Consider the following 24,525-nt stretch of genomic DNA (forward strand, 5'->3'; position numbering starts at 1 on the left):
TCAAGCAGATTTCGGGATGAGTCGCTCAAACAGCGCCTCCAATGTATTAAAGCGCTCTTCGGCGCGTTCCATCGGCACCATGAACTTGAACAGCGTAGCCCCTTCGAACTTGTAGCGGTTGGGCTGGCCCTGAATCAACTTGATCAGTACCAACGGGTCCACCGGGGTTTGCGCCTCAAACTCGATGCGCCCGCCCTGAGGGCCGGCGTCGACCTTCTTGATCCCCAACTGCTCGGCCTGCAATTTGAGCAGGGTCAGGCGCACCAGGTTCTTGGTCGGTTCCGGCAACAGGCCGAAGCGGTCGATCATCTCCACTTGCAGGTCTTTTAGGCCTTCTTCGTCGGTAGCCGAGGCAATGCGTTTGTACAGGATCAGCCGTGCATGGACATCCGGCAGGTAGTCTTCGGGAATCAACGCCGGTAAGCGCAGGTTGATTTCCGGGCCGCCGCCCAGGGGTTGATCGAGGTTCGGCTGCTCGCCCTTGCGGATGGCTTTCACCGCTCGTTCGAGCATTTCCATATAAAGGGTGAAACCCACGGCCTGGATTTGCCCGCTCTGGCCGTCGCCCAGCAACTCGCCGGCGCCACGGATTTCCAGGTCGTTGGTGGCCAGCACAAAGCCAGCCCCCAGGTCCTGGGTATTGGCGATGGCTTCCAGGCGCTTCTGTGCGTCGGAGGTGATTTGCTGGCGCGGTGGCGTCAGCAAATAGGCGTAGGCCTGGTGGTGACTGCGCCCGACCCGGCCGCGCAACTGGTGCAACTGCGCCAGGCCGAACTTGTCGGCGCGCTCGATGATGATGGTGTTGGCGCTCGGTACGTCGATGCCGGTCTCGATGATGGTCGAGGCGATCAGCACGTTGAAGCGCTTGTGGTAGAAGTCGCTCATCACCTGTTCGAGTTCGCGTTCGCGCATCTGCCCGTGGCCGATGGCGATCCGCGCTTCTGGCACCAGTTCGGCAAGGTCGGCGGCGCATTTCTCGATGGTTTTTACGTCGTTGTGCAGGTAGTAGGCCTGGCCGCCACGGAGCAGCTCGCGCAGCAGGGCTTCCTTGACCGTGCTTTTGTTCTGCTCCATGACGAAGGTGCGCACCGACAAACGCCGCGCTGGCGGCGTGGCGATGATCGAGAGGTCGCGCATGCCCGACACGGCCATGTTCAGCGTTCGCGGGATCGGCGTGGCGGTGAGAGTCAGGATGTCGACCTCACTGCGCAGGGCCTTGAGCTGTTCCTTCTGACGGACACCGAAGCGGTGTTCTTCGTCGATGATCACCAGGCCCAGGTTCTTGATCTTCACATCGTCCGACAGCAGCTTGTGGGTGCCGATGACGATGTCGATCTTGCCTTCGGCCAGATTGGCAATGGCCGCATTCACTTCCTTGGCCGACTTGAAGCGACTCATCACTTCCACGGTCACCGGCCAGTCGGCAAAGCGGTCGCGAAAGCTGTTGTAGTGCTGCTGAGCGAGCAGGGTGGTGGGTACCAGGATCGCCACCTGGCGGCCGCCATGCACGGCAATAAAGGCGGCGCGCATCGCCACCTCGGTCTTGCCGAAACCCACGTCGCCGCAGACCAGGCGGTCCATCGGCTTGGGGGCGAGCATGTCGGCGCGCACGGCGTCGATGGTGGTTTGCTGGTCCGGGGTTTCTTCGAAGGCGAAGCCGGCGCTGAAGGTCGCATAGTCGGCTTTTGGATCGGCGAAGGCATAGCCTTCGCGGGCCGCACGGCGGGCGTAGATATCCAGCAGCTCGACGGCGACGTCGCGCACTTGTTCGGCGGCCTTGCGCTTGGCTTTCTGCCAGGTTTCGGAGCCCAGGCGGTGCAACGGCGCCAGGGCGTCGTCGCTGCCGGTGTAGCGGGCAATGAGGTGCAGGTTGGCGACCGGCACGTAGAGCTTGGCGCCCTCGGCATATTCCATAGTGAGGAATTCGGCGACCTGGTTATCGATTTCCAGGGTCTGCAGGCCCAGGTAGCGGCCGACACCGTGATCGATATGCACCACCGGCGCGCCTTCGCGTAGCTCGGTGAGGTTTTTGATCACCGCGTCATTATTGCCGTCAGCACGTTTTTCCCGACGGCGACGCTGCATTACCCGCTGACCGAACAGCGGGCTTTCGGCAATCAGCGCCAGGGCCGGATTATCCAGCAGCAAACCTTCGTCCAGCGGGGCGATGGTGATCGCCAGGCGCTCTTTGCTGGCAATGAAATCCGGCCAGCTGTCGACGGTTTTCGGCCGCAGCTTCAAGCGTTCCAGCAGTTCCAGCAGAACCTCACGCCGGCCGGCGGATTCGGCGGTAAACAGCACGCGGCCGGAGAAGTCAGCGAGGAAATTGGACAAGGCTTCCAGTGGCTGGTTGGCCTTGGCTTCGATGGCCAGGTTCGGCAAGGCTTGCGCCGGGAAGCGTTCGCGGCCGACGCCGGTATCCACATCCTGCTGGCTGGCGACCACTCGCGGCCAATTTTTCAGCCGGGCGAAGCAGTCTTCCACCGGCAGGAACAGCTCGGCGGGTGGCAATAAAGGACGGGAGGGATCGACGCGGCGTTCTTCATAACGGTTGCGCACGTCATTCCAGAAGTTCTCCGCGGCCTGTTCGATGCCCGGCAGGGAGAACACCTGGGTGTCCTGGGGCAGGTAGTCGAAGAGGGTGGAGGTTTCGTCGAAGAACAGCGGCAGGTAGTACTCGATACCGGCAGGGGTAATCCCGCTGCTCAAGTCCTGGAAAATCGGGCAGCGGCGGAAGTCCACGTCAAAGCGCTCGCGAAAACGCGCCTTGAAGCGGGTGACGGCGTCTTTTTGCAGTGGGAATTCCCGAGCCGGCAGCAGCTTGATCGACTGCACCTTATCGATGGACCGCTGGTTTTCCGGGTCGAAGGTGCGCAGGGTTTCGATTTCGTCGTCGAACAGGTCGATCCGGTACGGCAGTTTGCTGCCCATCGGGAACAGGTCGATCAACGCTCCGCGTACCGCGAATTCGCCATGCTCGTACACCGTGTCGACGCAGCGATAGCCGCTGGCCTCAAGCCGTGTGCGCATTTGCTCGACGTCGAGCTTCTGGCCGATATCCAGTACCAGGCTGCTGCCCAGCAGGAACTTGGTCGGTGCCAGGCGGTGCAGGGCTGTGGTGATTGGCACCACCAGCACGCCATGAGCCAGTTCCGGCAGCCGGTACAGGCTGGCGATACGCTGGGAAATGATGTCCTGGTGCGGCGAGAACAGATCGTAGGGCAGGGTTTCCCAGTCGGGAAAGTGCAGCACCGGCAAGTCCGGGGCAAAGAAACTCAGCTCCTGTTCCAGCCGTTCGGCGCTTTGGCTGTCGGCGGTCAGCAGCAAGGTGAAGCGCTTGGCAGCGCTGGCAGCCTCGGCAATCGCCAGGCTCAGGGCTGCACCGGGGAGATTGCCCCAGTGCTGTTTACCTGCCGCGGCAGGGAGTAGCGGTAGACGCAGAACGGGCACGGAAGGTTGAGCTCCAAGCGTTGCGACAAAGTCGGTAATTGTAACGGCCTCGGGTGCCGCCTGTCAGTTGTAGACTGTGCCTAATACGTATTGAGGAAAATGTAGTGGCTAAGACAAACAATGGGGCCATTTAGCTCAATATGTAGTGCCGGATTAGCCATATGTTTCGGAGGGTTACGGACAAGTGGCCAAGGGCTCTCGCTTTGGGGGTGTCCTGAAGGCCGCGTATTTACTGGGCTGGCGCGGGGCGTGTGTTTTTCGCAAAGGGTTTTGTTGTGGCGCGCGCATTGCTCAGAGGGCGACTGGGCGGCATAATGTAGCCCCTTTTTTCAGCCCCTACATGTGGAAGGTTCCCGTGACTCAGAAGCCCGACCAGTGTCTTGGTGAATGGATCGACCGTGAAGCACTTGCGGAAGCGATGATTCCACTTATCGGTCAGCTATACCGCAATAACGGCGTGGTTAGCTCGATCTATGGCCGCAGCCTGATCAACCAGTCAGTCATCGCGATTCTCAAGGCTCATCGCTTTGCTCGCCACCGTCAGTCTGACGATGTCGAACTTTCCGTCCACGAAACATTCCCTCTGCTTAAAGCCATGAGCGAGCTCAAGCTCGGCGCGGCTTCGGTGGATCTCGGTAAATTGGCCGTCAAGTTCAAGGCCCAGGGCAATGGCCGAACTGCCGAGCAGTTCGTCCGTGAAGAAATGGCCGCTGTGGTTGGCCAGCAGGGCGCTTGCGCCCGTAAAGGCACCGACGTTGTCCTGTACGGTTTCGGTCGTATCGGCCGCCTGCTGGCGCGCATCCTGATCGAAAAAACCGGTGGCGGCGACGGCCTGCGCCTGCGTGCCATTGTTGTGCGTAAAGGTGCCGACAACGACCTGACCAAGCGCGCAAGCCTCTTGCGTCGCGATTCGGTGCACGGTTCGTTCAACGGCACCATTACCATCGACGAAGAAAACAACACCATCACCGCTAACGGTAACCTGATCCAGGTGATCTACGCGAAGAACCCGACCGAGGTGGATTACACCCAGTACGGCATCAAGAACGCACTGCTGGTGGACAACACCGGTGTGTGGCGTGACGCCGAGGGCTTGGGCCAGCACTTGGCCTGCCCGGGTATCGACCGCGTTGTTCTGACCGCGCCTGGCAAAGGCAAGCTGAAGAACATCGTTCACGGTATCAACCACGCTGAAATCACCGCTGACGACAAGATCGTGTCTGCCGCTTCCTGCACCACCAACGCCATCGTGCCGGTGCTCAAGGCTGTGAATGACAAGTTCGGCATCCTCAACGGTCACGTCGAAACCGTTCACTCGTACACCAACGACCAGAACCTGATCGACAACTTCCACAAGGGCGATCGCCGTGGCCGTAGCGCCGCGCTGAACATGGTGATCACTGAGACCGGTGCTGCCACCGCTGCTGCCAAGGCCCTGCCTGAGCTGGCTGGCAAGCTGACCGGTAACGCGATCCGTGTGCCGACGCCAAACGTGTCGATGGCTATCCTAAACCTCAACCTTGAGAAGCCAGCCACCCGTGAAGAGATGAACGAGTACCTGCGCTACATGGCGCTGCACTCTGATCTGCATAAGCAAATCGACTTCGTCAATTCCCAGGAAGTGGTCTCCACCGACTTCGTTGGCTCGCGCCATGCTGGCGTGGTGGACGCTGAAGCGACCATCTGCCAAGGCAACCGCGCTGTTCTGTACGTCTGGTACGACAACGAGTTCGGTTACAGCTGCCAGGTGGTTCGCGTGATGGAAGACATGGCCGGGGTCAACCCGCCAGCGTTCCCGCGCTAAGCATCAGCGGTAAATGAAAACGCCCCGATTAGTCGGGGCGTTTTTTTATCTGCGATTTAACCCCTTAGCGAGCTATAGCAGCCTCTGCGGTGCGTACTTCATGGCGATTACCCTTGAACAGCACCAGGGTTGCAACCAGCCCCAACACCGCCGCACCACTGAGCCAGATCCCCGGTGCCGCCTTGTTGTCCAGCACATGGATCAGGTAGGTACAGGCCGCCGGGGTAAAGCCGCCGAAGGTCGCGGTCGCCAGGCTGTAGGCCAGGGAGAAGCCGGTTGTACGTACTTCTACCGGCATGATTTCGGTCAGTGCTACGACCATGGCGCCGTTGTATGAGCCGTACAGGAACGACAGCCACAACAAGACAATCAGCAGGTGCGTAAAGCTCGGGTTGGCTACCAGCCAGGACAGCGCCGGGTAAGCGGTGAGGATTGCCAGAATGGTCGCGCCCAGCAGCAGCGGTTTACGGCCGATCTTGTCGGACACCGCACCCATCACCGGCAGCCAGATGAAGTTGGAGATGCCGATGCACACGGTTACCAGCAGCGCGTCGAAGTCCGACAGGTGCAATTCGGCCTTGCCGAAGGTCGGGGTGTAGGCGGTGATCAGGTAGAACGACACGGTAGTCATCACCACCAGCGCCATGCCCGCGAGCACAATGCCGAAGTTCTGGCCAATGGATCGGACGATTTCCTGCAGTGTAGGGCGGTGTTTGCGAGCCTGGAATTCCGGTGTTTCTTCCAGGGAACGACGAATCACGAAAATCACTGGTACGATCAGGCAACCGATCAGGAACGGCACGCGCCAGCCCCAGTCACCCATTTCTTCCGGGCTTAGCCAGTGGTTCAGGCTGACGCCCAGGAGGCCTGCGAATACCACTGCGGCTTGCTGGCTGGCGGACTGCCAACTGACGAAGAAGCCCTTGCGGCCGGGTGTGGCGATTTCCGCCAGATACACCGACACACCTCCCAGCTCGACACCGGCAGAAAAGCCTTGGAGCAGGCGGCCAAACAGCACGATCAACGGCGCGGCCACTCCCAGGGTGGCGTAGCCTGGAACGCAGGCAATCAGCACCGTACCGGCGGCCATCATTGCCAGGGTGATCACCAGGCCTTTTTTACGGCCGTGACGGTCGATGTAGGCACCGAGGAAAATCGCCCCCAGCGGGCGCATCAGGAACCCGGCACCGAAGGTGGCCAAAGACAGCATCAATGAAGCGAAGGCGCTGTCGGTAGGGAAGAAGGTCTTGGCAATGGCCGTGGCGTAGAAGCCATAGACCATGAAGTCGAACATTTCAAGGAAGTTGCCGCTGACAACGCGAAAGATCGCCTTGCCTTTGCCCGTGGTGGTGGACATGTCGTTTACTCAACTGGCTATCTTGTTGGAAATCCCTGGTCGCTACTCGTCCTGGCTGCAAAGTCTTGGCACGAGGCTGCTCTGAACAGTTTTGTAACGATATGTGTATCTTGCGGCGTGGGCAATAAAAACCGTTAGCAAGCTGGCTAATTACCGCAGCTGTTGTTTTTTCTGAAGCGATATCGCGGGCGGCTGAATGCCGCATAATGGCCAGTCCTGAAACTATGTTTGAGTACAGGCTCAATCAGTTCGATAGAGATAAGGTTTGATGCCCATGGGCGGTTTACGCGATGTAGTGGTTGTTTGTTTGGTAATGCTTACGGGTTGTAACGCTGCCCAGACCCTGGAAAGTTTTGGCGGCCCAACCATGGGCAGCACCTATTCGATCAAGTACGTCCGCGGCCCCGGTACGCCGGAACCAGCCGAGGTCCAGCGGCAGGTGGAAGCTATTCTCGGCGAGGTCGACCGGCAGATGTCGACCTACCGCAGTGATTCCGACATCGAGCGTTTCAACGACCTGCCGGCCAACAGCTGCCAGCGGATGCCGGAGCCGATCCTGCATCTGGTGCGCACGGGCGAGCAATTGTCCCAGGCCAGCGATGGTGCTTTCGATCTGACGGTCGAGCCGTTGATGAACCTCTGGGGCTTCGGCCCTCAGGCTCGCGAGATAAAAATACCGGACGCCACGACCCTTGCCGATGCCCGCCAGCGTGTCGGCCACCAGCATTTGCGCATCGATGGCAATCAACTGTGCAAGGACGCCGCCGTTGAGGTGGACTTCAACAGTATCGCCGCCGGTTACGCGGTAGACCGTATCGCCGAGCGGCTGAACCAGTTGGGCATCCACGACTACCTTGCCGAAGCCACCGGCGAACTCAAGGCTGCCGGCCGCAAGCCCGACGGATCACCCTGGCGCGTGGGCCTGGAAGAACCCCGCGACGACCAGCAAATCGCCGAGCGCATCATCGCCGTGGATGGCTTCGGTGTGTCGACATCGGGTGACTATCGCAATTATTTCCAGCAGGATGGTCGCCGGTATTCCCATACTCTGGATGCCCGTACCGGTGCGCCGATCTCCCATCAGTTGGCGTCGGTCACGGTGCTGCAACCGTCGGCGTTGATGGCCGATGGCCTGTCGACAGTGTTACTGGTCCTGGGGCCTGAGCAAGGCTGGGAATACGCAGAAAAACACCAGATAGCGGCGTTTTTTGTGATGCGCGAGGGGACTGGTTTTGTCACACGCAGCAACAAGGCATTTGAGCAACTGACGGCGCCCAAGCCATAACAAGCATTGTGTAGTAAAGGCAAAACTGGCCTACGACGCGACCAAGGGTTAATGTGCGCGGCGCTGAGGCTTATATAGACTGTGCCCTGGTTCACACACCTGAGCCACATTGATCCTTCATGACCGCTGGCCGCGGCATGATTTAGCCAGGCGCCCAACCGTGCGCCTGGCCTGTTCTGAGGAGTACGCATGGCTGTCTACAACTACGACGTGGTGGTACTGGGTTCCGGCCCAGCTGGAGAAGGTGCGGCGATGAACGCCGTGAAAGCAGGGCGCAAGGTGGCGATGGTCGATACCCGTCGCCAGGTTGGCGGTAACTGCACCCACCTGGGTACCATCCCGTCCAAGGCCTTGCGTCACTCGGTGCGCCAGATCATGCAGTTCAACACCAACCCGATGTTCCGGGCCATTGGTGAGCCGCGCTGGTTCTCGTTCCCGGACGTGCTCAAGAGCGCTGAAAAAGTCATTGCCAAACAAGTCGCCTCGCGTACCGGCTACTACGCCCGCAATCGCGTCGATCTGTTCTTCGGCACCGGCAGCTTCGCCGACGAGCAAACCATCGAAGTGGTCTGCGCCAATGGCGTGGTCGAAACACTGGTGGCCAAGCACATCATCATCGCCACGGGCTCGCGTCCGTACCGCCCGGTCGATATCGATTTTCATCACCCGCGTATCTACGATAGCGACACCATTCTTAGCCTGGGCCACACCCCGCGCAAACTGATCATCTATGGCGCCGGCGTGATTGGCTGTGAATACGCCTCGATCTTCAGTGGCCTGGGTGTACTGGTGGAACTGGTGGACAACCGCGACCAGTTGCTGAGCTTCCTCGACTCGGAAATTTCCCAGGCGTTGAGCTATCACTTCAGCAACAACAACATCACCGTGCGCCACAACGAGGAATACGACCGCGTTGAAGGCCTGGATAACGGTGTGATCCTGCATCTGAAGTCCGGCAAGAAGATCAAGGCCGACGCCTTGCTCTGGTGCAACGGCCGTACCGGCAACACCGACAAGCTGGGCATGGAGAACGTCGGGGTCAAGGTCAACAGCCGTGGTCAGATCGAGGTGGACGAGAACTATCGCACCTGCGTGACCAATATTTACGGTGCCGGTGACGTGATCGGCTGGCCGAGCCTGGCCAGTGCCGCCCACGACCAGGGCCGCTCGGCCGCTGGCAGTATTGTGGACAACGGCAGCTGGCGTTACGTCAACGATGTGCCGACCGGGATCTACACCATTCCCGAGATCAGCTCTATCGGCAAGAACGAGCACGAACTGACCAAGGCCAAGGTGCCTTACGAAGTGGGCAAGGCGTTCTTCAAGAGCATGGCTCGCGCACAGATTGCCGGTGAGCCCCAGGGCATGCTGAAGATCCTGTTTCATCGCGAGACTCTGGAAGTCCTTGGCGTGCATTGCTTCGGCTACCAGGCCTCGGAGATCGTGCACATCGGCCAGGCGATCATGAACCAGCCGGGTGAGCAAAATACCCTCAAGTATTTCGTCAACACCACGTTCAACTACCCGACCATGGCTGAAGCCTATCGAGTAGCGGCCTACGACGGCCTCAACCGGCTTTTTTGAGCGGCTCCGGCCGGTGGCCTGAGCCGGCCGGGGAGACCGATTTCAGTAATTCCCGAGGGTGGCAGTGGCCAAACCGGGAAAGTCTGTAATCAGGCTATCTACGCCGAAGTCGGCGAGCCTGCGCATCAGCGCCGGTTCGTTGACTGTCCACACGGACACGTGCAGCCCTTGGCGCTGGGCTTTGGCCAGTCGCTCAGGGGTGCACAATGTCCAGTTCAACGCCAGAATCTCACAGCCATAACTTTGCGCGACCTTCAATGGGTCGAGCCAGGCGTATTCGGCGACCAGCCCGCGAGACAGGTCCGGGGTGAGGTCCAGCGCCGCTTTCAATACTTCCCGCGAGCTTGAGGTCACCGTGACCTTGTCCATCAAGCCAAAACGCTGAGCCATTTCCCTGATCGCCAACACTGTGGTGGCGGCGCGGGTGCGTGAGGCACTTTTGACTTCCAGTTGCCAGTGGTCGAAATCGCACTGTTCGAAGAGTTCTTCCAGGCGCGGAATCGGGCACGGATTGACCCAGCCAGGGCCGCCCTTGCGTGCGTCGATCTTCACAAGGTCAGCCGCCGAATACTCAACCACTTTGCCGCGTCGTTCGGCAGTGCGCTTGAGGGTGGGGTCGTGGATGACCATCAGCTCGCCGTCCATGGACAGGTGCAAGTCCAGTTCGCAGCGTCGAACGCCGTGCTTGAGGCATTCCTGAAAGCTGGTCAGGGTGTTTTCCGGTGCTTCGCCTTTGGCACCGCGGTGGCCATAAATCAGGGTCACAATTGCTCCTTTACGCCAGGCGTCCTGGCGGGATGAATGGCACAGCGTGCCAGACGGTATTCGAATTCAGGTGTCTTGGGCTTCGCTTTGTTCCCGTGCCAGGCGTCGCTCCTGGGCCTGCTTCTGCAGGATATAGCGCGCCAGTAGCTGGCGTTGGGCGTCGGTCATGGCTTCGAATTCGGTGCCAACGTCAAAACGGTCCCCCCTGGCATCGCAATGGGTGACTTTGGCCCGCAACAGCAGGCCCAGCGCCTGGGGCATCAGCACCAGCTTGACCGCTACATGACTGTCGGGCGCCAGCGCCGTGGGGTGCTGGAACTCGATGCCACCTTCGGAGATGACCACCGGCTGCGGTGCGCCGATCTTGCCCAGCAGGCTCTGCGCCATGACCTGGCTGAGCAGGTCCATGCGTTTGTTCTGCACTTTGAGGAACGCGGCCAGGGTGCGGTCGTGCTCGCCGATCTGGCGCAGCAGGTGCTGGGATTCGAATTCACTCAGGTGCAATTCGCTGAGCAGATTGAACAGTTGGGAATCATCCAGCAACATTTCCTTGCTCTGCGCTTGCGCGGCAGACAGGCTGCTGATTTGGAGTGCGATCATGTCGTCGATACGGTAGTATTCGCGACGATCTTCTTCATCTAATGTCGACATGGCGAACCCAAGGTAGCGGTGATGGTCTGAGTGTAAAGCTGCTTACCTGACCCCGCCACAAGGACGTCTTCTTTTCCTTCGAACAAGCCCCGACATGTTCAGACCTCTCTTCGTATTTATTGGCACGCGTTATACCCGTGCAAAGCGTCGCAATCATTTTGTGTCGTTCATTTCCTTGACCTCAATGATCGGACTCGCCCTCGGGGTGGTCGTGATGATCGTGGTGCTTTCGGTGATGAACGGCTTCGATCATGAGATGCGCACCCGCGTACTGGGCATGGTGCCGCACGCGACCATCGAAACCGGTGAACCCATCAGTGACTGGCAAAGCCTGGCCACCAAGGTCAAGCAGAACCCGAAAGTGCTGGCGGTTGCGCCCTTTACCCAGATGCAGGGCCTGTTGACCAACGACGGCAAGGTGCAGAAAGTCCTGCTCAATGCCATCGATCCGACCCAGGAGCGCAACGTTTCGATCATCGATAACTTCATGCAACAGGGCAAACTGGACGACTTGTCGCCCGGCAGCTTCGGCATTGTTATCGGCGACAGGGCGGCGGCCAAGCTAGGCGTGGGCATCGGTGACAAACTGACCTTCGTTGCCCCGGAAGTTACCGTGACCCCGGCCGGCATGTTCCCGCGCATGAAGCGTTTCACCGTGGTCGGCGTGTTTCACGTTGGCGCCGGCGAGATCGACGGCTTCCTCGGCCTGACCAACCTCACCGACCTGGCGCGCCTGCACCGCTGGAAGCCGGACCAGGTCCAGGGCCTGCGCCTGAAATTCAACGACCTGTTCGACGCGCCGCGCACTTCGTGGGAAATTGCCCAGCACTTGGGTGAAAGCCAGTTCTACGCCCGCGACTGGACCCGTACCCACGGCAACCTCTACCAGGCCATCCGCATGGAAAAAGCCATGATCGGCCTGCTGTTGCTGCTGATCGTCGCGGTTGCCGCCTTCAACATCATCTCCACACTGGTGATGGTGGTGAACGACAAGAAGGGCGATATCGCCATCCTGCGCACCCTTGGCGCCACGCCGGGACAGATCATGGCGATCTTCATGGTCCAGGGCACAGTGATTGGCGTGGTCGGTACCTTGATCGGTACGGTGGTGGGGATTTTCGCCGCATTGAACGTCAGCGCCGCCATCGCCGCCCTGGAAACGCTGATCGGCCACAAGTTCCTCAACGCCGACGTCTACTTCATCGACTACTTGCCGTCCCAGGTGCAGAGCCAGGACGTGTTGATGATTGGCGGCGCCGCGTTGGTCCTGAGTTTCCTTGCCACCCTGTATCCAGCCTGGCGCGCGGCACGTACCCAGCCAGCGCAGGCTTTACGTTATGAGTGAATCGGGCATGAGTGAAAAAGCAATCCTGAGCTGCCGCAACCTGGGCAAATCCTACGAGGAAGGCCCGGAATCCGTGGTGGTGCTGTCCAACCTGCAACTTGAACTGCATCCGGGCGAGCGCGTCGCGATCGTCGGCAGTTCCGGGTCTGGCAAAAGTACCTTGCTCAACCTGTTGGGTGGTCTTGATACACCATCCCAGGGCAGCGTCTGGCTGGCTGGTGAAGAGCTGTCGGCCTTGAACGAGAAGGCGCGCGGCCAGTTGCGCAATCGCTCGCTGGGTTTTGTGTACCAGTTCCACCACTTGCTGCCAGAGTTCACCGCCCTGGAAAACGTCTGCATGCCGCTGTTGATCGGCAAGACTGCTATTGCTGAAGCTCGTCAACGGGCCACGGCGTTGCTGGAGCGGGTCGGCCTGGGTCATCGTCTGGAGCACAAACCGTCGGAATTGTCCGGCGGCGAGCGCCAGCGTGTGGCGATTGCCCGCGCCCTGGTCAACAACCCAGGCCTGGTGATGCTCGATGAGCCCACCGGTAACCTCGACTCCCACACCGCCCAGGGCATCAAAGACTTGATGTTGGAACTGAGCACCCAGATGCGCACAGCGTTCCTGGTGGTGACCCATGACATGAGCATGGCCCGGCAGATGGACCGCGTGTTGCACCTGCAGGAAGGTCATCTGGTCGCCATCTGACCTGTGTCAAACCCGGGCGTCCGCGCCCGAGTTCTCTATTTTTTCAACGGTGCCCGCGAATGTTCAGACCGTTATCGATTTTCATCGGCACGCGCTATACCCGCGCCAAGCGCCGCAACCGTTTTGTTTCGTTTATCTCGATGACCTCGATGATTGGCCTCGCCCTGGGCGTGCTGGCGATGATCGTGGTGTTGTCGGTAATGAACGGCTTCCAGCGCGAAATGAGCACGCGCATCCTCGGCATGGTGCCTCATGCCACCATCGTTGGCGTCAATCCGATCAGCGATTGGCAGCCGGTAGCTGCTGCCGCGATGAAAAACCCCGAAGTGACCGCCGCCGTGCCGTTCACCGAGATGGAAGGCATGCTGTCCTATAAGGGGTCGATGCAGCCGATCCAGATCAGCGGCGTTGATCCGGCCCAGGAAGGCAAGGTCTCCATCGTTGCCCAGCATATTGTCCAGGGCCGTCTTGATGATCTGAAACCTGGCGAGTTTGGTGTGGTGATCGGCGAGATCACTGCTCGGCGCTTTCGTCTGAATGTCGGCGACAAACTGACTCTGATCGTCCCGGAAATCAGCAGCGCTCCTGGTGGTATCACCCCGCGCATGCAGCGTTTGAATGTGGTCGGTGTGTTCAAGGTGGGTGCCGAGCTGGATGGCTCCATGGCCTTGATCCACGTCGCCGATGCCGCGCAGATGCAGCATTGGGAACCGAATCAGGTGCAAAGCGTGCGCCTTGCCGTGAAAGATCTGTATGCGGCGCCCAAGGTTTCGGCGGACATCGCTGCCAGCCTCGGCGCGGACTACAAGGCGGACGACTGGACGCACACCCAGGGCAGCCTGTTCAGCGCGATGAAGATGGAAAAGACCATGATCGGTCTGCTGTTGCTGATGATCGTCGCCGTTGCCGCCTTCAACATCATCGCCACCTTGATCATGGTGGTGAACGACAAGGGCGCGGACATCGCGATCCTGCGCACCATCGGCGCGACGCCCCGGCAGATCATGGCGATCTTCATGGTCCAGGGTACGGTGATCGGTATTGTCGGTACCTTGATCGGCGGAGTGCTCGGTGTAATTGCGGCGCTGAATGTCAGTGAACTGGTGGGTTGGATGGAGCGGGTGACGGGGCAGCACATCTTCAGTTCCGATGTGTATTTCGTCAGCAACCTGCCTTCGGAGCTGCAAGGTGGCGATGTGTTGCTGATTTGCGGTGCCGGATTTGTGTTGAGTTTCCTTGCGACGATTTATCCGGCGTATCGGGCGGCGAAGATTGAGCCGGCGCATGCGCTGAGGTATTCCTGACCTGATCGTTAGGCTGTCTTGGGCAGCTCAATGACAAATCTTGTCCACCCGGTGCCTGATTCACACCGAATCTGCCCGCCATGGGCCTGCACAATTGACTGGGTAATTGCCAGTCCAAGCCCGGCATGTTCACTGCTCCCCTCATGCCGGGCCGGGTCCGCCCGGTAGAACCGATCAAACAACCTCGGCAGCAATGTCTGGGGAATGCCTTGCCCGGTATTTTCCACACTTAGTGTCACACCCTGGGCGGCCTCGTTCATCCTGACCCGGACCTCGCCACCCTGCGGGGTGAAGCGCAGCGCGTTATCCAGCAGGTTGGACAATGCACGGCGCAGCATGCTTCGATCGCCCGCCGTGCTGGCGGTACCGTCCCGAAGCAAGCTTATCTGAGTGTCCTCCGCCAGCGGCGCAAAAAACTCCAGCAACGCATCCACTTCATCGCCCAACGCCAAGGGTTCGCGCTTGGGAGCCAGCAACCCATGGTCCGCCTTGGCCAAGTACAGCATGTCATTGACCAACTGTGCCATCCACTGCAGCTCTTCCAGGTTGCTGTGCAGCGCCTCGCGGTAATCCTCCAGAAGCCGGGGTTGGGTGAGGATGACCTGAGTGTGGGTCAGCAGGTTCGACAGAGGCGTGCGCAGTTCATGGGCGATGTCGGCGGAGAACGCCGAGAGTCGCTGGAAGGCATCGTCCAGGCGACCGAGCATGGCGTTGAAGGCCTGGGCCAGTTCCGCCAGTTCTACGGGCATTTGTTCTTGGGGCAGGCGCTGGGCCAGGGAGTGTGCGGACACGCTGCCTGCCACTTCGCTCATCCGGCGCAAGGGGCGCAACCCACTGCGGGCTGCCCAGGCGCCGAGCAGGGCGGTGGCCAGGGCCGAGAGCCCGACGGTCAGCCAAATCAGGTGCTGCATGCGTTGCAGGAAGTGTTGGTGGTGGGTGATGTCGAGCATTAGGGTCAATTGTGGGGAGCCAGCGTTGCCAGGCACTAACGTCGCGTTATACACGCGGTAGTCCGTTCCAGCGTTTTGCAGGCTGTGCAGGCCGGGAGCTGCTGGCAAGTCTAGGGGGATCGCCGGCGAACTGTCGAACCAGCGCTGCCCATCGGCGGCGTTGATCCGCAGAGACAGGTCGGGTTGGTGGCTGAGTTCCTCTCGAAGTGCAGTTTCCCGTTGGGCAAATAGCTCTGGCGTGTCGGCGCCTTGTAGCCCGCTGCGCAGGGCCACCAGCTTGGCGTCGAGCAACTGTTGATCCAGTTCGATAAAGTGCGTCTCACTGGCATGGTTGAACAGCACGCCCGCCAACAGCGACACCACGGCCGTACACGCCGCAAAGAGCAGCGCCAGGCGGCTGGCCAGGGAAATCCGCTTCATCAACTGAACCGCTCCTCAAGCACATACCCCATGCCGCGCACGGTATGAATCAGCTTGTTGGGGAAACTATCGTCGACTTTCAGGCGCAGTCGGCGGATAGCTACTTCGATGATGTTGGTGTCGCTGTCGAAATTCATGTCCCAGACCTGGGAAGCAATCAGCGACTTGGGCAACACCTCGCCCTGGCGTCGCAAGAGCAGTTCCAGAAGGGAAAATTCTTTGGCTGTCAGGTCGATGCGCTGGCCATCCCGTTCTACCCGTCGGCGAATCAGGTCCAGGCGCAGGTCGGCCAGTTGCAGGCTGGTTTCCTGGGGCGCGCTGCTGCCACGGCGCAACAGGCTGCGCACTCGCGCCAGTAGCTCGGAGAAGGCGAAGGGCTTGACCAGGTAATCGTCGGCGCCCAGTTCCAGGCCGCGGACCCGGTCGTCCACGGCGTCTCGTGCGGTGAGGAACAGCACTGGGATATCGAGCCCGGCGCTGCGCACTGCCTGGAGGATTTGCCAGCCATCACGGCCCGGCAACATCACATCGAGGATCAACAGGTCGTAGTCGCCGGTCAGCGCCAGGTGCTGGCCGGTGGTGCCGTCGGCCACCAACTCGGTGTTGAACCCAGCTTCGGCGAGGCCCTGGCGCAGGTAGTGACCGGTTTTCGGTTGGTCTTCGACGATCAGTAGTTTCATGGGTGGCTCATGGCAACGGGTAACAGCAGGCTTTATACCGTGAGCGCCACGGTGCAGGCGCAACCTGACAAAGTTGTAATCTAACAGTCAGCTGGCTGGCAGCGGCGCATCCGTAGAGTTTTTCACAGGTTAATTCCAAACTTTCTGGAGAGTGAACATGTTTTTACGTAAATCCTGGCTGTTAGCGGGCTGCTTGCTGGTGTTGAGTGCTCCAGTCCTGGCATCCGGGGCTCACACCTATGCTTTCGGCGCGGCTGCGCCTGCCACCAAGGCCACGCGTACGGTAGAGGTGGTGCTACAGGACAATTCCTTCTCGCCCAAGTCCCTCGATGTAAAGGCCGGTGAGACCGTGCGCTTCGTGCTGGTCAATAAAGGCCAGTTGCTTCACGAATTCAATCTCGGCGACGCGGCCATGCACGCCAGTCACCAGAAGGAGATGCTGCAGATGCAGGCCAGCGGTATGTTGACGGCGACGGGCGTGAAGATGGGCAACATGGACCACAGCACCATGGGCCATGACAACATGGGCGGCATGAAACACGACGACCCCAATAGCGTGCTGGTGGAGCCAGGCAAAACCGCCGAGCTGACCTGGACTTTCAGCAAGGCCGGTGCCTTGGAGTTTGCCTGTAACATCCCCGGGCACTATCAGGCGGGCATGGTGGGTAAGCTCACCGTCAGTCAGTAAGCACCTGGCGTTCAAAGGCGGGAGCAAAGGCTGGTAGACTGGCGGGGTTTATTTAGCCAGGTTTCCGCCATGCATCCCGCAGCCGAACATTCGCCGCTGGGCAAGTCCAGTGAATACATTTCTACCTATACCCCTTCATTGCTGTTCCCGATTCCCCGTGCCGCCAAGTGGGCCGAGCTCGGCCTAAGCGCCGACACGCTGCCTTATAAGGGTGTGGATTTCTGGAACTGCTTTGAGTTGTCCTGGCTGTTGCCGTCCGGCAAGCCGGTGGTGGCTATCGGTGAATTCAGCATCCCGGCCGATTCGCCGAACATCATCGAGTCGAAATCGTTCAAGCTCTACCTCAACTCGCTGAATCAGACGGCGTTTGTCGATACGCAAAGCCTTGAGGCTACCTTGCGTACGGACCTGGGCACCGCCGCCGGAAAACCGGTTGGCGTGCGAATCCGAAGCCTTGGCGATGTGGAAGCCGAAGGCGTGGTCAGCCTGCCGGGCGTGTGCATTGATGATCTGGATATCAGCGTCAGCAACTACGAGCATCCGCGTCCGGAACTGTTGCGTTGTGATGAGTCGCGCATTGTGGAGGAGAGCGTTCACAGTCATCTGCTCAAATCCAACTGCCCGGTGACCAGCCAGCCTGATTGGGGCAGCGTGGCGGTGGAGTACCGCGGCGCGGCGTTGGATCACGCCAGCCTGCTGGAATACCTGGTGAGTTTTCGCCAGCATTCGGACTTTCATGAACAGTGTGTGGAACGGATCTTCCTGGATTTGCAGCGCTTGCTGAAACCGGAGAAATTGACGGTATATGCACGGTATGTACGTCGGGGTGGGTTGGATATCAATCCGTACCGCAGTACCGAGGCGGTGGAGTTCCAGAACTTGCGTCTGGCCCGCCAGTAACACTGGAAAGCCCCGCTTGATCGCGGGGCTTTTTGTGTCAGATCCCGATGTTGCCCAGGGTCAGCACGATGTTGCGCAAGGTCCCTGCAATGGCTGGGTGTTCCAGTTCAAAGCGTTCTACCGCGAGGTTCACGCCGTCGGCGAGGCTGGGATTCTGGGTGGTATTTTCGAGGTTCAGTTCCTGCTCAATCTGAGCCATCAACTCTTGCAGATTTTCACGCTCGGCTTCCGACAGCGGCGGATTCTGCTCCAATTGCTCGCGCAGGGTATTGAGCTGTTCTTGCAGTTCGCGGGCAGGCATGGCGTTCTTCCTTTTATCGATAGGCATTGGCATAGACCGCGGCACGCCGATAAAAGTCTATGGTCTGGCCTGTAGATTAATCCACTCCCGCGTGCTGTGCATGATCCTGATCAATCTGCCGCTCAGGGTTTCTCTCCCTTGAGCAGCCGCAGACTGATATCCGCGAGGCAAGTACCCAACTCGCCCAAGTGATCGATTACCGAGTGCACCCCCAGACCGTAAAGTGCCATCGTTGCCTTGGCGCGTTTGTGCTCGCGCTCCCGCTCGCTCAGCGCCTGCCATTGTGCAGGGGAGAGCCCGCATAGGGAGCCGCACGACGCCAGGCCTATGGTCCAGAGCCCGGCGTTGAGCCCCGACTGCAGCAGGCGTGGTTCACCGCTGACCAGAACGCAACCTTCCAGGCGTTCGATGTTCAAGTCCATCAAGGCTTGCCAGCAGGCGTGGGGTGCGGGCCAGCGGGTGGTAGCGGGCGTCGCTGCTTTAATCCAGCGAGGCAGCACGTCGGCCAGGGGCGTGGCGACGGCTGCGGGCAGTTCATCCAGCCAGGCGCAGGGCATGCCTTGTTCTTCCAGGGATTGCAGGATCTTCAAGGCGCCCGGGGTGGCGTGGGTTTCGGTGTCGGGAGCGATGTCGGTGCGGGCCAGGGAACCAAAGTCCACCAGGCAGCCACTCAGGCCGAACAGTACGGCGGTCAAGGACGGGGCGCTGGCGACAACAATCTCGGCGTGGGGCATATCGACGTCCCTGAAATAGCAGTGACGCTATCGGACGCGGATGACAGGCAGGTTACATCAATTCCAATTGTAGGAATTTTGTACATTTTATGAATGACATTTTCCTAAGGCTGCCTAATCTAACACTTCCGTCATATACTGACGCCTAATTCAGGGCATAGCGCCCATGACAGATCATTCAAGGAGTTCAAGGTATGCGCTGGAGCCATTGTCTAGCTCAGCTATCCGTGTGTGCCAGTGTCCTGCTGGTTCCTTTCGCCGTCCAGGCCGCGGAAGACGATCCATGGGAAAACGTCAACCGCCCAATCTTTACCTTCAACGATACCGTTGATACTTATGCCCTCAAGCCTTTGGCTCAAGGCTATCAGTGGATCACCCCGCAGTTTGTTGAAGACGGTGTCCACAACTTCTTCCGCAATATCGGCGACGTCGGCAACCTTGCCAACAATGTGCTGCAACTCAAACCCCACGCCGCTGGCGTCGATACCGCCCGTTTGTTGGTGAACACCACGTTTGGCGTGCTGGGCGTCATCGATGTAGGCACTAAAATGGGGCTGCAGCGTAATGACGAAGACTTCGGTCAGACCCTCGGCTACTGGGGCGTCGGCAGCGGTCCGTACGTAATGCTGCCGCTGCTGGGCCCAAGCACCCTGCGTGACGCGCCGTCCAAGTATGTGGACAGCTTCACCGAACCGTACCGCTACATGAATGACATTGGGTGGCGCAACAGCGCCATGGGTCTCGACATCGTCGACACCCGTGCCAGCCTGCTGTCTGCTGAAAAGCTTATCAACGGCGACAAATACACTTTCATCCGCAATGCCTACCTGCAGAACCGCGAGTTCAAGGTAAAAGATGGCAAGGTTGTGGACGATTTTTAAGGTTTAAGTCTTAAATGAAAAAGGCGGCCTTCGGGTCGCCTTTTTTGTATGTGCTGATTTCAGTCCATCTTCAGGATCGATAGGCCGAGCTTCTGTTGGCCATCATCCAATTTCTGTACCCACACCACTTCGGTGTCAGCCTCCAGGCCTTTGAGTGCGGCATGCTCGGAATCGATGCGTACGCTTACCTTGTCCCCGATCTTGAATAGCTGTGGCGCCTGCACCTGCATTCCCGAGCTGGAAAGGTCCATGCACGTGGCGGCAATGACTTGCCCTGCATGGATAAGAGATACCTCGGCATCCACCCGCATGCGAATGAAATCACGCTTCTCAGCGTAGTCACGCTCGTTTCCGCTCATAGGTTTCATCCATCCATTGCGTTGTGGTTTTGTCTGTTCTTATAACTCCCGGTGATTTGCGATGTAAAGACGTCCGGCGACCATCGGCATGAGCTTGAAACCCCTGGCGGATGGGAGTACCGTCTGCGCCTTAGAAGGGCACCTCTGCTTTACCTTTGTGCGTGAGTTGAAAACTCATGTTTTGTAGGACAGAGAGGCTAGAAAGCGAATCCAGTAGTGTGAGCCAGGCCAAAGCCTGTCTGCCTACGCCAACCTAATTCTGGCGCCGTTTGCCCACATGCAGAAAACCAGTGCCACGCTGCTGATAATCGATGACGACGAAGTAGTGCGTGCGAGCCTCGCGGCCTATTTGGAAGACAGTGGCTTCAGCGTCCTGCAGGCCAGCAATGGCCTCCAGGGTCTTCAGGTGTTCGGGCGCGACAAGCCCGACCTTGTGATCTGCGACCTGCGCATGCCTCAGGTGGGCGGTCTCGAACTGATCCGCCAAGTCACCGACCTTTCCCCGCAGACGCCGGTCATTGTCGTGTCGGGTGCTGGCGTGATGAACGATGCTGTCGAGGCCTTGCGCCTGGGCGCCGCCGATTACCTGATCAAACCCCTGGAAGACCTGGCGGTGCTGGAGCACTCGGTGCGCCGTGCCCTTGATCGTTCGCGCCTGCTGCTGGAAAACCAGCGCTACCGCGAAAAGCTGGAAACAGCCAACCGAGAACTCGAAGCCAGCCTGAACCTGCTCCAGGAAGACCAGAACGCCGGTCGCCAGGTGCAGATGAACATGCTGCCGGTCAGCCCGTGGACCATCGACGAGTTCCAGTTTGCCCACCAGATCATCCCGTCGCTGTACCTATCGGGTGATTTTGTCGACTACTTCCGCGTTGATGAGCGGCGTGTCGCGTTCTACCTGGCTGATGTTTCCGGCCATGGTGCATCTTCTGCATTCGTGACCGTGTTGTTGAAATTCATGACCACACGGCTGTTGTTCGAATCCAAGCGCAACGGTACCTTGCCAGAGTTCACTCCTTCGCAAGTGCTGGGCCACATCAACCGAGGCCTGATCAGCTGCAAGCTGGGCAAGCACGTGACGATGGTGGGCGGCGTGATTGATGAAGAAACGGGTCTTCTGACCTACAGCATTGGCGGTCACCTGCCATTGCCGGTTTTGTATACTCCGGACAGTGTTCGTTATCTGGAAGGGCGTGGTTTGCCAGTGGGCTTGTTCAATGAAGCCACCTACGAAGACCACGTATTGGAACTGCCGCCGACCTTCAGCTTGACGCTGATGTCCGATGGCATTCTGGACCTTTTGCCAGAGCCTACACTCAAAGAGAAAGAAGCCGCCTTGCCTCAACGGGTCAGGTCGGCGGGCGGCAGCCTGGATGGCCTGCGGCAGGTTTTTGGATTGGCCACGCTGGGGGAGATGCCGGATGATATCGCCCTACTGGTGTTGAGCAGGAATCTTTGATGAGTACCGGAAGAATCCAGTTCGCCGAGCAAGACGGGACCTTTGTCCTGAAATTTGTCGGTGAAGTGCGCCTGACCTTGTGTTCGGCGCTGGATGCGACGATTGAGCGGATTTTCACTGCCCTGAACTTCTCGGCGATCGTGATCGATCTGACCGAAACCCGCAGCATCGATAGCACCACCCTTGGGCTGTTGGCCAAGTTGTCCATTCTGTCTCGGCAGAAGGTCGGACTGTTGCCGACCGTGGTCACCACCCACGAAGACATCACCCGGCTCCTGCAGTCCATGGGCTTCGATCAAGTGTTCAACATTGTTGATCGCCCGATCCCGTGCACGGAATGCCTGACCGACCTGCCGTCCCAGGATCAATCCGAGGAAGTGGTACGGATCAAGGTGCTGGAAGCTCACAAGATCCTGATGGGCTTGAACGACTCCAACCGCGAGGCGTTCCACGACCTGGTGAATGCGCTGGAGCGGCATTGATCTTATAGAATTGCAGCCACGAAAAAGGGCGGGCCCGCGAGGGTGCCGCCCTTTTTACCGTCGATTTTACAGCTTTGCGGTCAACAGCACTTCGAGTTTTTCCTGGTCACGAGCAAACTGACGGATGCCCTCGGCCAGCTTCTCGGTGGCCATCGCATCTTCGTTGGATTCCCAACGGAACTGCGCTTCAGTCATATGCACACGAGCTTCACCGGCATGGCCCGGCGCCAGTTTACGCTCCAGTTTGCCATTGTCGGCTGCCAGCTTCTCCAGCAGGTCGGGGCTGATGGTCAGGCGATCACAACCGGCCAACTCCTCGATCTGGCTCAGGTTGCGAAAGCTCGCCCCCATCACCACGGTCTTGTAGCCATTGGCCTTGTAGTAGTTGTAGATGCGCGTTACTGACTGCACGCCCGGATCATCGGTACCGGTGTAGTCGTTGCCATTAGCCTTTTTGTACCAGTCGTAAATACGGCCCACGAATGGCGAAATCAGGAATACGCCCGCTTCAGCACAAGCCACGGCTTGAGCGAAGGAGAACAGCAGAGTCAGGTTGGTCTGGATGCCTTCTTTTTCCAGTTGTTCGGCGGCGCGGATGCCTTCCCAAGTGGACGCGATCTTGATCAGTACGCGGTCACGGCCAATGCCGGCCTTTTCGTACAGGTCGATCAAGCGATGTGCGCGCTTGAGCACCGCATCGGTATCGAACGACAGGCGGGCATCCACCTCGGTGGAAATACGGCCGGGTACTACTTTCAGAATCTCTTGGCCGACGGCTACCGCAAAACGGTCGCTGGCCAGGCCGACGTCGCCATTGCAGTCAGCAACGCACTCGTCCAGCAACTTGGCATAACCTGCAATGGACGCCGCCTTGAGCAACAGCGAAGGGTTGGTGGTGGCATCCACCGGCTTGACGCGAGCGATAGCCTCGAAGTCGCCGGTATCGGCAACCACAGTGGTCATTTGTTTGAGTTGTTCCAGCTTGGAAGTCATGGGCGTGCTCTGTCCTATGGGTCTGATGACATTACCCGAGCGCCGACAGCCGCTCAAGGGTGCGAATGCGTTCAACGGCCCACAGCGGCAACAACCTGAAAACGGTTGTTTGAATGGCGGGCCTTGCTGGTAAATAGGAGGGCAAAAGGCGGGACAGGTTCAACCTAAGTAACCCAACGACGATTCGTCTAAAGGAGTGATTAGCCAGGGATGGTCATGACTCCCCACACACTCTCGGCCAGCCCAGCCCTTCTGGCGAGGGTACTTGCTCCCGTTGGGGTGCGAAGCGCCCCCAATTGAGCGACTGCGCTCTGTCAGAAAAAACGCGATCGGCTTCCGGGCTGTTCAGTTAGCGCCCCTCCAGCAACCCCGCCGCCTGATCCAACAACGCCAGCGGATCGCTGGCCTTGTGAATATCCACCGACAACAACTGCCGAAACTTCCGCGCCCCCGGGAAGCCCGTGCCCAACCCCAGCACATGACGGGTAATGTGATGCATCGAGCCCCCTATCGCCAGATGCTCTGCTATATAAGGCCGCAACTGCGCCAACGCCTCGGCCCGACTGATCACCGGCGCCGTACTCCCAAACAGCTGTTGATCCACCTCGGCCAGCACATACGGGTTGTGATAGGCCTCTCGGCCCAGCATCACCCCGTCAAACGTCTGCAAATGCTCCTCACACTCCTCCAGCGTCTTGATCCCACCGTTGAGAATAATCTCAAGCTCGGCAAAATCGCGCTTCAACTGCGCCGCCACGTCATAACGCAACGGCGGGATGTCCCGATTCTCCTTGGGCGACAACCCCTCCAGAATCGCAATCCGCGCATGCACGGTAAAGCTGGTGCAGCCCGCGTCCTTCACTTGCCCGACAAAATCACACAGCTCGGGATAACTGTCCCGGCCATTGATCCCGATCCGATGCTTCACCGTCACCGGGATCGATACCGCATCACGCATCGCTTTCACGCAATCTGCTACCAGAGCAGGGTGAGCCATGAGGCAGGCGCCGATCATGTTGTTTTGTACGCGGTCGCTGGGGCAGCCGACGTTGAGGTTGACCTCATCGTAACCTGCGGCCTGGGCCATACGGGCGCAGGCGGCTAGGTCCGCCGGGACACTACCGCCCAGCTGCAAGGCGAGCGGGTGTTCGGCATCGTTATGGCGCAGGAAACGCTCGTGGTCGCCGTGGAGGATGGCGCCGGTAGTGACCATCTCGGTGTAGAGGAGGGCGTGTTTGGAGAGTAGGCGCAGGAAGAAGCGGCAGTGGTGGTCGGTCCAATCCATCATGGGTGCAACGCTAAAGCGCCGAGACAGTGCGGGGCTTGATTCTGCTGGGCTAAAGCTCTGTTTATCTAGCATTTTACTCAACGTATTCTGGGCGTGTTTTGGGGCGTTTTCAGGCGTTTTTTAAGGCTCGGTGGTACGATGTACCACTCAAAAA

Annotated in this window: 22 protein-coding genes; 11 read left to right on the top strand and 11 right to left on the bottom strand. The window is 59.3% G+C overall.

Features of this window, described 5'->3' with window-relative positions:
- Positions 1 to 3,450 carry a transcription-repair coupling factor gene (gene mfd, locus AAEZ06_RS12955; RefSeq protein ID WP_149412898.1) on the bottom strand — a complete coding sequence of 1,150 codons (3,450 nt, stop codon included), beginning with the start codon at positions 3,448 to 3,450 and terminating at the stop codon, positions 1 to 3.
- Positions 3,451 to 3,790: 340 nt separating this feature from the next.
- Here mfd and AAEZ06_RS12960 point away from each other — a divergent pair, with 340 nt between their 5' ends.
- The gene (locus AAEZ06_RS12960; protein ID WP_149412899.1) at positions 3,791 to 5,254 is read left to right on the top strand and encodes a glyceraldehyde-3-phosphate dehydrogenase; all 1,464 of its coding nucleotides are present in this window, start codon (positions 3,791 to 3,793) and stop codon (positions 5,252 to 5,254) included.
- Between the two features lie 64 nt (positions 5,255 to 5,318).
- Here the strand turns inward: AAEZ06_RS12960 and AAEZ06_RS12965 are convergent, their stop codons facing one another.
- Complete coding sequence (locus AAEZ06_RS12965) at positions 5,319 to 6,611, bottom strand: MFS transporter (protein WP_149412900.1); 1,293 nt, start codon at positions 6,609 to 6,611, stop codon at positions 5,319 to 5,321.
- 313 nt (positions 6,612 to 6,924) lie between these two features.
- Here AAEZ06_RS12965 and AAEZ06_RS12970 point away from each other — a divergent pair, with 313 nt between their 5' ends.
- Positions 6,925 to 7,896, top strand: a complete 972-nt coding sequence (locus tag AAEZ06_RS12970) for an FAD:protein FMN transferase (RefSeq protein WP_371923857.1) — start codon at positions 6,925 to 6,927, stop codon at positions 7,894 to 7,896.
- 189 nt (positions 7,897 to 8,085) lie between these two features.
- Positions 8,086 to 9,480: a Si-specific NAD(P)(+) transhydrogenase gene (sthA, locus tag AAEZ06_RS12975; RefSeq protein WP_149412902.1), complete on the top strand. Its 1,395-nt coding sequence runs from the start codon at positions 8,086 to 8,088 to the stop codon at positions 9,478 to 9,480.
- A 42-nt stretch (positions 9,481 to 9,522) separates the two neighbouring features.
- Here sthA and AAEZ06_RS12980 read toward each other — a convergent pair whose 3' ends face one another.
- Both AAEZ06_RS12980 and AAEZ06_RS12985 read right to left on the bottom strand, forming a co-directional pair.
- Positions 9,523 to 10,245, bottom strand: coding sequence for a glycerophosphodiester phosphodiesterase (locus AAEZ06_RS12980; RefSeq protein WP_149412903.1), 723 nt, complete (start codon positions 10,243 to 10,245; stop codon positions 9,523 to 9,525).
- Between the two features lie 66 nt (positions 10,246 to 10,311).
- Complete coding sequence (locus tag AAEZ06_RS12985; protein ID WP_149412904.1) at positions 10,312 to 10,896, bottom strand: PilZ domain-containing protein; 585 nt, start codon at positions 10,894 to 10,896, stop codon at positions 10,312 to 10,314.
- Positions 10,897 to 10,990: 94 nt separating this feature from the next.
- Between AAEZ06_RS12985 and AAEZ06_RS12990 the strand changes: the two genes are divergently transcribed.
- Genes AAEZ06_RS12990 through AAEZ06_RS13000 form a run of 3 tightly spaced genes read left to right on the top strand, consistent with a single transcriptional unit; the run spans position 10,991 to position 14,236 of the window.
- On the top strand, positions 10,991 to 12,241 hold the full coding sequence (locus tag AAEZ06_RS12990) for a lipoprotein-releasing ABC transporter permease subunit (protein ID WP_350614569.1): 1,251 nt from the start codon (positions 10,991 to 10,993) through the stop codon (positions 12,239 to 12,241).
- A 7-nt stretch (positions 12,242 to 12,248) separates the two neighbouring features.
- The gene (gene lolD / locus AAEZ06_RS12995) at positions 12,249 to 12,932 is read left to right on the top strand and encodes a lipoprotein-releasing ABC transporter ATP-binding protein LolD (protein ID WP_178114402.1); all 684 of its coding nucleotides are present in this window, start codon (positions 12,249 to 12,251) and stop codon (positions 12,930 to 12,932) included.
- 59 nt (positions 12,933 to 12,991) lie between these two features.
- Positions 12,992 to 14,236, top strand: coding sequence for a lipoprotein-releasing ABC transporter permease subunit (locus AAEZ06_RS13000; RefSeq protein WP_350614572.1), 1,245 nt, complete (start codon positions 12,992 to 12,994; stop codon positions 14,234 to 14,236).
- A gap of 8 nt (positions 14,237 to 14,244) precedes the next feature.
- Here AAEZ06_RS13000 and AAEZ06_RS13005 read toward each other — a convergent pair whose 3' ends face one another.
- Complete coding sequence (locus tag AAEZ06_RS13005) at positions 14,245 to 15,606, bottom strand: heavy metal sensor histidine kinase (protein ID WP_149412908.1); 1,362 nt, start codon at positions 15,604 to 15,606, stop codon at positions 14,245 to 14,247.
- Positions 15,606 to 16,286, bottom strand: coding sequence for a heavy metal response regulator transcription factor (locus tag AAEZ06_RS13010; protein WP_149412909.1), 681 nt, complete (start codon positions 16,284 to 16,286; stop codon positions 15,606 to 15,608). Before AAEZ06_RS13010 ends, AAEZ06_RS13005 begins: the two co-directional genes overlap by 1 nt.
- A gap of 157 nt (positions 16,287 to 16,443) precedes the next feature.
- Here AAEZ06_RS13010 and copI point away from each other — a divergent pair, with 157 nt between their 5' ends.
- Together copI and queF are read left to right on the top strand one after the other, a co-directional pair.
- Positions 16,444 to 16,974, top strand: coding sequence for a copper-resistant cuproprotein CopI (gene copI / locus AAEZ06_RS13015; protein WP_149412910.1), 531 nt, complete (start codon positions 16,444 to 16,446; stop codon positions 16,972 to 16,974).
- A 69-nt stretch (positions 16,975 to 17,043) separates the two neighbouring features.
- Entirely contained in the window at positions 17,044 to 17,874 is an 831-nt protein-coding gene (queF, locus tag AAEZ06_RS13020) for an NADPH-dependent 7-cyano-7-deazaguanine reductase QueF (protein WP_133101579.1), read from the top strand.
- A gap of 37 nt (positions 17,875 to 17,911) precedes the next feature.
- Here the strand turns inward: queF and AAEZ06_RS13025 are convergent, their stop codons facing one another.
- Positions 17,912 to 18,175: a DUF4404 family protein gene (locus tag AAEZ06_RS13025; protein WP_149412911.1), complete on the bottom strand. Its 264-nt coding sequence runs from the start codon at positions 18,173 to 18,175 to the stop codon at positions 17,912 to 17,914.
- Positions 18,176 to 18,297: 122 nt separating this feature from the next.
- Positions 18,298 to 18,909: an HAD superfamily inactivated hydrolase PcrP gene (pcrP, locus tag AAEZ06_RS13030; RefSeq protein ID WP_350614575.1), complete on the bottom strand. Its 612-nt coding sequence runs from the start codon at positions 18,907 to 18,909 to the stop codon at positions 18,298 to 18,300.
- Between the two features lie 194 nt (positions 18,910 to 19,103).
- Here pcrP and AAEZ06_RS13035 point away from each other — a divergent pair, with 194 nt between their 5' ends.
- Positions 19,104 to 19,790 carry an MlaA family lipoprotein gene (locus AAEZ06_RS13035; RefSeq protein WP_149412912.1) on the top strand — a complete coding sequence of 229 codons (687 nt, stop codon included), beginning with the start codon at positions 19,104 to 19,106 and terminating at the stop codon, positions 19,788 to 19,790.
- A 59-nt stretch (positions 19,791 to 19,849) separates the two neighbouring features.
- Here the strand turns inward: AAEZ06_RS13035 and AAEZ06_RS13040 are convergent, their stop codons facing one another.
- The gene (locus AAEZ06_RS13040; RefSeq protein WP_149412913.1) at positions 19,850 to 20,149 is read right to left on the bottom strand and encodes a PilZ domain-containing protein; all 300 of its coding nucleotides are present in this window, start codon (positions 20,147 to 20,149) and stop codon (positions 19,850 to 19,852) included.
- Between the two features lie 277 nt (positions 20,150 to 20,426).
- Between AAEZ06_RS13040 and rssB the strand changes: the two genes are divergently transcribed.
- On the top strand, positions 20,427 to 21,608 hold the full coding sequence (gene rssB, locus AAEZ06_RS13045; protein WP_149412914.1) for a two-component system response regulator RssB: 1,182 nt from the start codon (positions 20,427 to 20,429) through the stop codon (positions 21,606 to 21,608).
- Positions 21,608 to 22,090 (top strand): anti-sigma factor antagonist RssC, encoded by a 483-nt coding sequence (gene rssC / locus AAEZ06_RS13050; RefSeq protein ID WP_133101573.1) that lies wholly within the window; start codon positions 21,608 to 21,610, stop codon positions 22,088 to 22,090. The genes rssB and rssC overlap by 1 nt, the downstream gene beginning before the upstream one ends.
- A gap of 66 nt (positions 22,091 to 22,156) precedes the next feature.
- Here the strand turns inward: rssC and tal are convergent, their stop codons facing one another.
- Complete coding sequence (tal, locus tag AAEZ06_RS13055) at positions 22,157 to 23,083, bottom strand: transaldolase (protein WP_133101572.1); 927 nt, start codon at positions 23,081 to 23,083, stop codon at positions 22,157 to 22,159.
- Positions 23,084 to 23,432: 349 nt separating this feature from the next.
- Entirely contained in the window at positions 23,433 to 24,443 is a 1,011-nt protein-coding gene (dusA, locus tag AAEZ06_RS13060) for a tRNA dihydrouridine(20/20a) synthase DusA (protein ID WP_350614579.1), read from the bottom strand.
- Positions 24,444 to 24,525: the final 82 nt, after the last annotated feature.

The organism is Pseudomonas sp. HY7a-MNA-CIBAN-0227, assembly GCF_040310325.1.
In the GTDB taxonomy this organism is placed as follows: Bacteria; Pseudomonadota; Gammaproteobacteria; order Pseudomonadales; family Pseudomonadaceae; genus Aquipseudomonas.

What these genes read in the sequence shown, in the direction of transcription:
- AAEZ06_RS12985 (WP_149412904.1), bottom strand. Translation starts at nt 10,896, where the DNA reads ATGTCGACATTAGATGAAGAAGATCGTCGCGAATACTACCGTATCGAC.
- AAEZ06_RS13005 (WP_149412908.1), bottom strand. Translation starts at nt 15,606, where the DNA reads ATGAAGCGGATTTCCCTGGCCAGCCGCCTGGCGCTGCTCTTTGCGGCG.
- AAEZ06_RS13010 (WP_149412909.1), bottom strand. Translation starts at nt 16,286, where the DNA reads ATGAAACTACTGATCGTCGAAGACCAACCGAAAACCGGTCACTACCTG.
- AAEZ06_RS12990 (WP_350614569.1), top strand. Translation starts at nt 10,991, where the DNA reads ATGTTCAGACCTCTCTTCGTATTTATTGGCACGCGTTATACCCGTGCA.
- AAEZ06_RS13000 (WP_350614572.1), top strand. Translation starts at nt 12,992, where the DNA reads ATGTTCAGACCGTTATCGATTTTCATCGGCACGCGCTATACCCGCGCC.
- copI (WP_149412910.1), top strand. Translation starts at nt 16,444, where the DNA reads ATGTTTTTACGTAAATCCTGGCTGTTAGCGGGCTGCTTGCTGGTGTTG.
- queF (WP_133101579.1), top strand. Translation starts at nt 17,044, where the DNA reads ATGCATCCCGCAGCCGAACATTCGCCGCTGGGCAAGTCCAGTGAATAC.
- AAEZ06_RS13035 (WP_149412912.1), top strand. Translation starts at nt 19,104, where the DNA reads ATGCGCTGGAGCCATTGTCTAGCTCAGCTATCCGTGTGTGCCAGTGTC.
- AAEZ06_RS12960 (WP_149412899.1), top strand. Translation starts at nt 3,791, where the DNA reads ATGTGGAAGGTTCCCGTGACTCAGAAGCCCGACCAGTGTCTTGGTGAA.
- pcrP (WP_350614575.1), bottom strand. Translation starts at nt 18,909, where the DNA reads ATGCCCCACGCCGAGATTGTTGTCGCCAGCGCCCCGTCCTTGACCGCC.
- dusA (WP_350614579.1), bottom strand. Translation starts at nt 24,443, where the DNA reads ATGCTAGATAAACAGAGCTTTAGCCCAGCAGAATCAAGCCCCGCACTG.
- rssB (WP_149412914.1), top strand. Translation starts at nt 20,427, where the DNA reads ATGCAGAAAACCAGTGCCACGCTGCTGATAATCGATGACGACGAAGTA.
- AAEZ06_RS12965 (WP_149412900.1), bottom strand. Translation starts at nt 6,611, where the DNA reads ATGTCCACCACCACGGGCAAAGGCAAGGCGATCTTTCGCGTTGTCAGC.
- AAEZ06_RS13025 (WP_149412911.1), bottom strand. Translation starts at nt 18,175, where the DNA reads ATGCCTGCCCGCGAACTGCAAGAACAGCTCAATACCCTGCGCGAGCAA.
- lolD (WP_178114402.1), top strand. Translation starts at nt 12,249, where the DNA reads ATGAGTGAAAAAGCAATCCTGAGCTGCCGCAACCTGGGCAAATCCTAC.
- AAEZ06_RS12970 (WP_371923857.1), top strand. Translation starts at nt 6,925, where the DNA reads ATGCTTACGGGTTGTAACGCTGCCCAGACCCTGGAAAGTTTTGGCGGC.
- AAEZ06_RS13040 (WP_149412913.1), bottom strand. Translation starts at nt 20,149, where the DNA reads ATGAGCGGAAACGAGCGTGACTACGCTGAGAAGCGTGATTTCATTCGC.
- rssC (WP_133101573.1), top strand. Translation starts at nt 21,608, where the DNA reads ATGAGTACCGGAAGAATCCAGTTCGCCGAGCAAGACGGGACCTTTGTC.
- sthA (WP_149412902.1), top strand. Translation starts at nt 8,086, where the DNA reads ATGGCTGTCTACAACTACGACGTGGTGGTACTGGGTTCCGGCCCAGCT.
- tal (WP_133101572.1), bottom strand. Translation starts at nt 23,083, where the DNA reads ATGACTTCCAAGCTGGAACAACTCAAACAAATGACCACTGTGGTTGCC.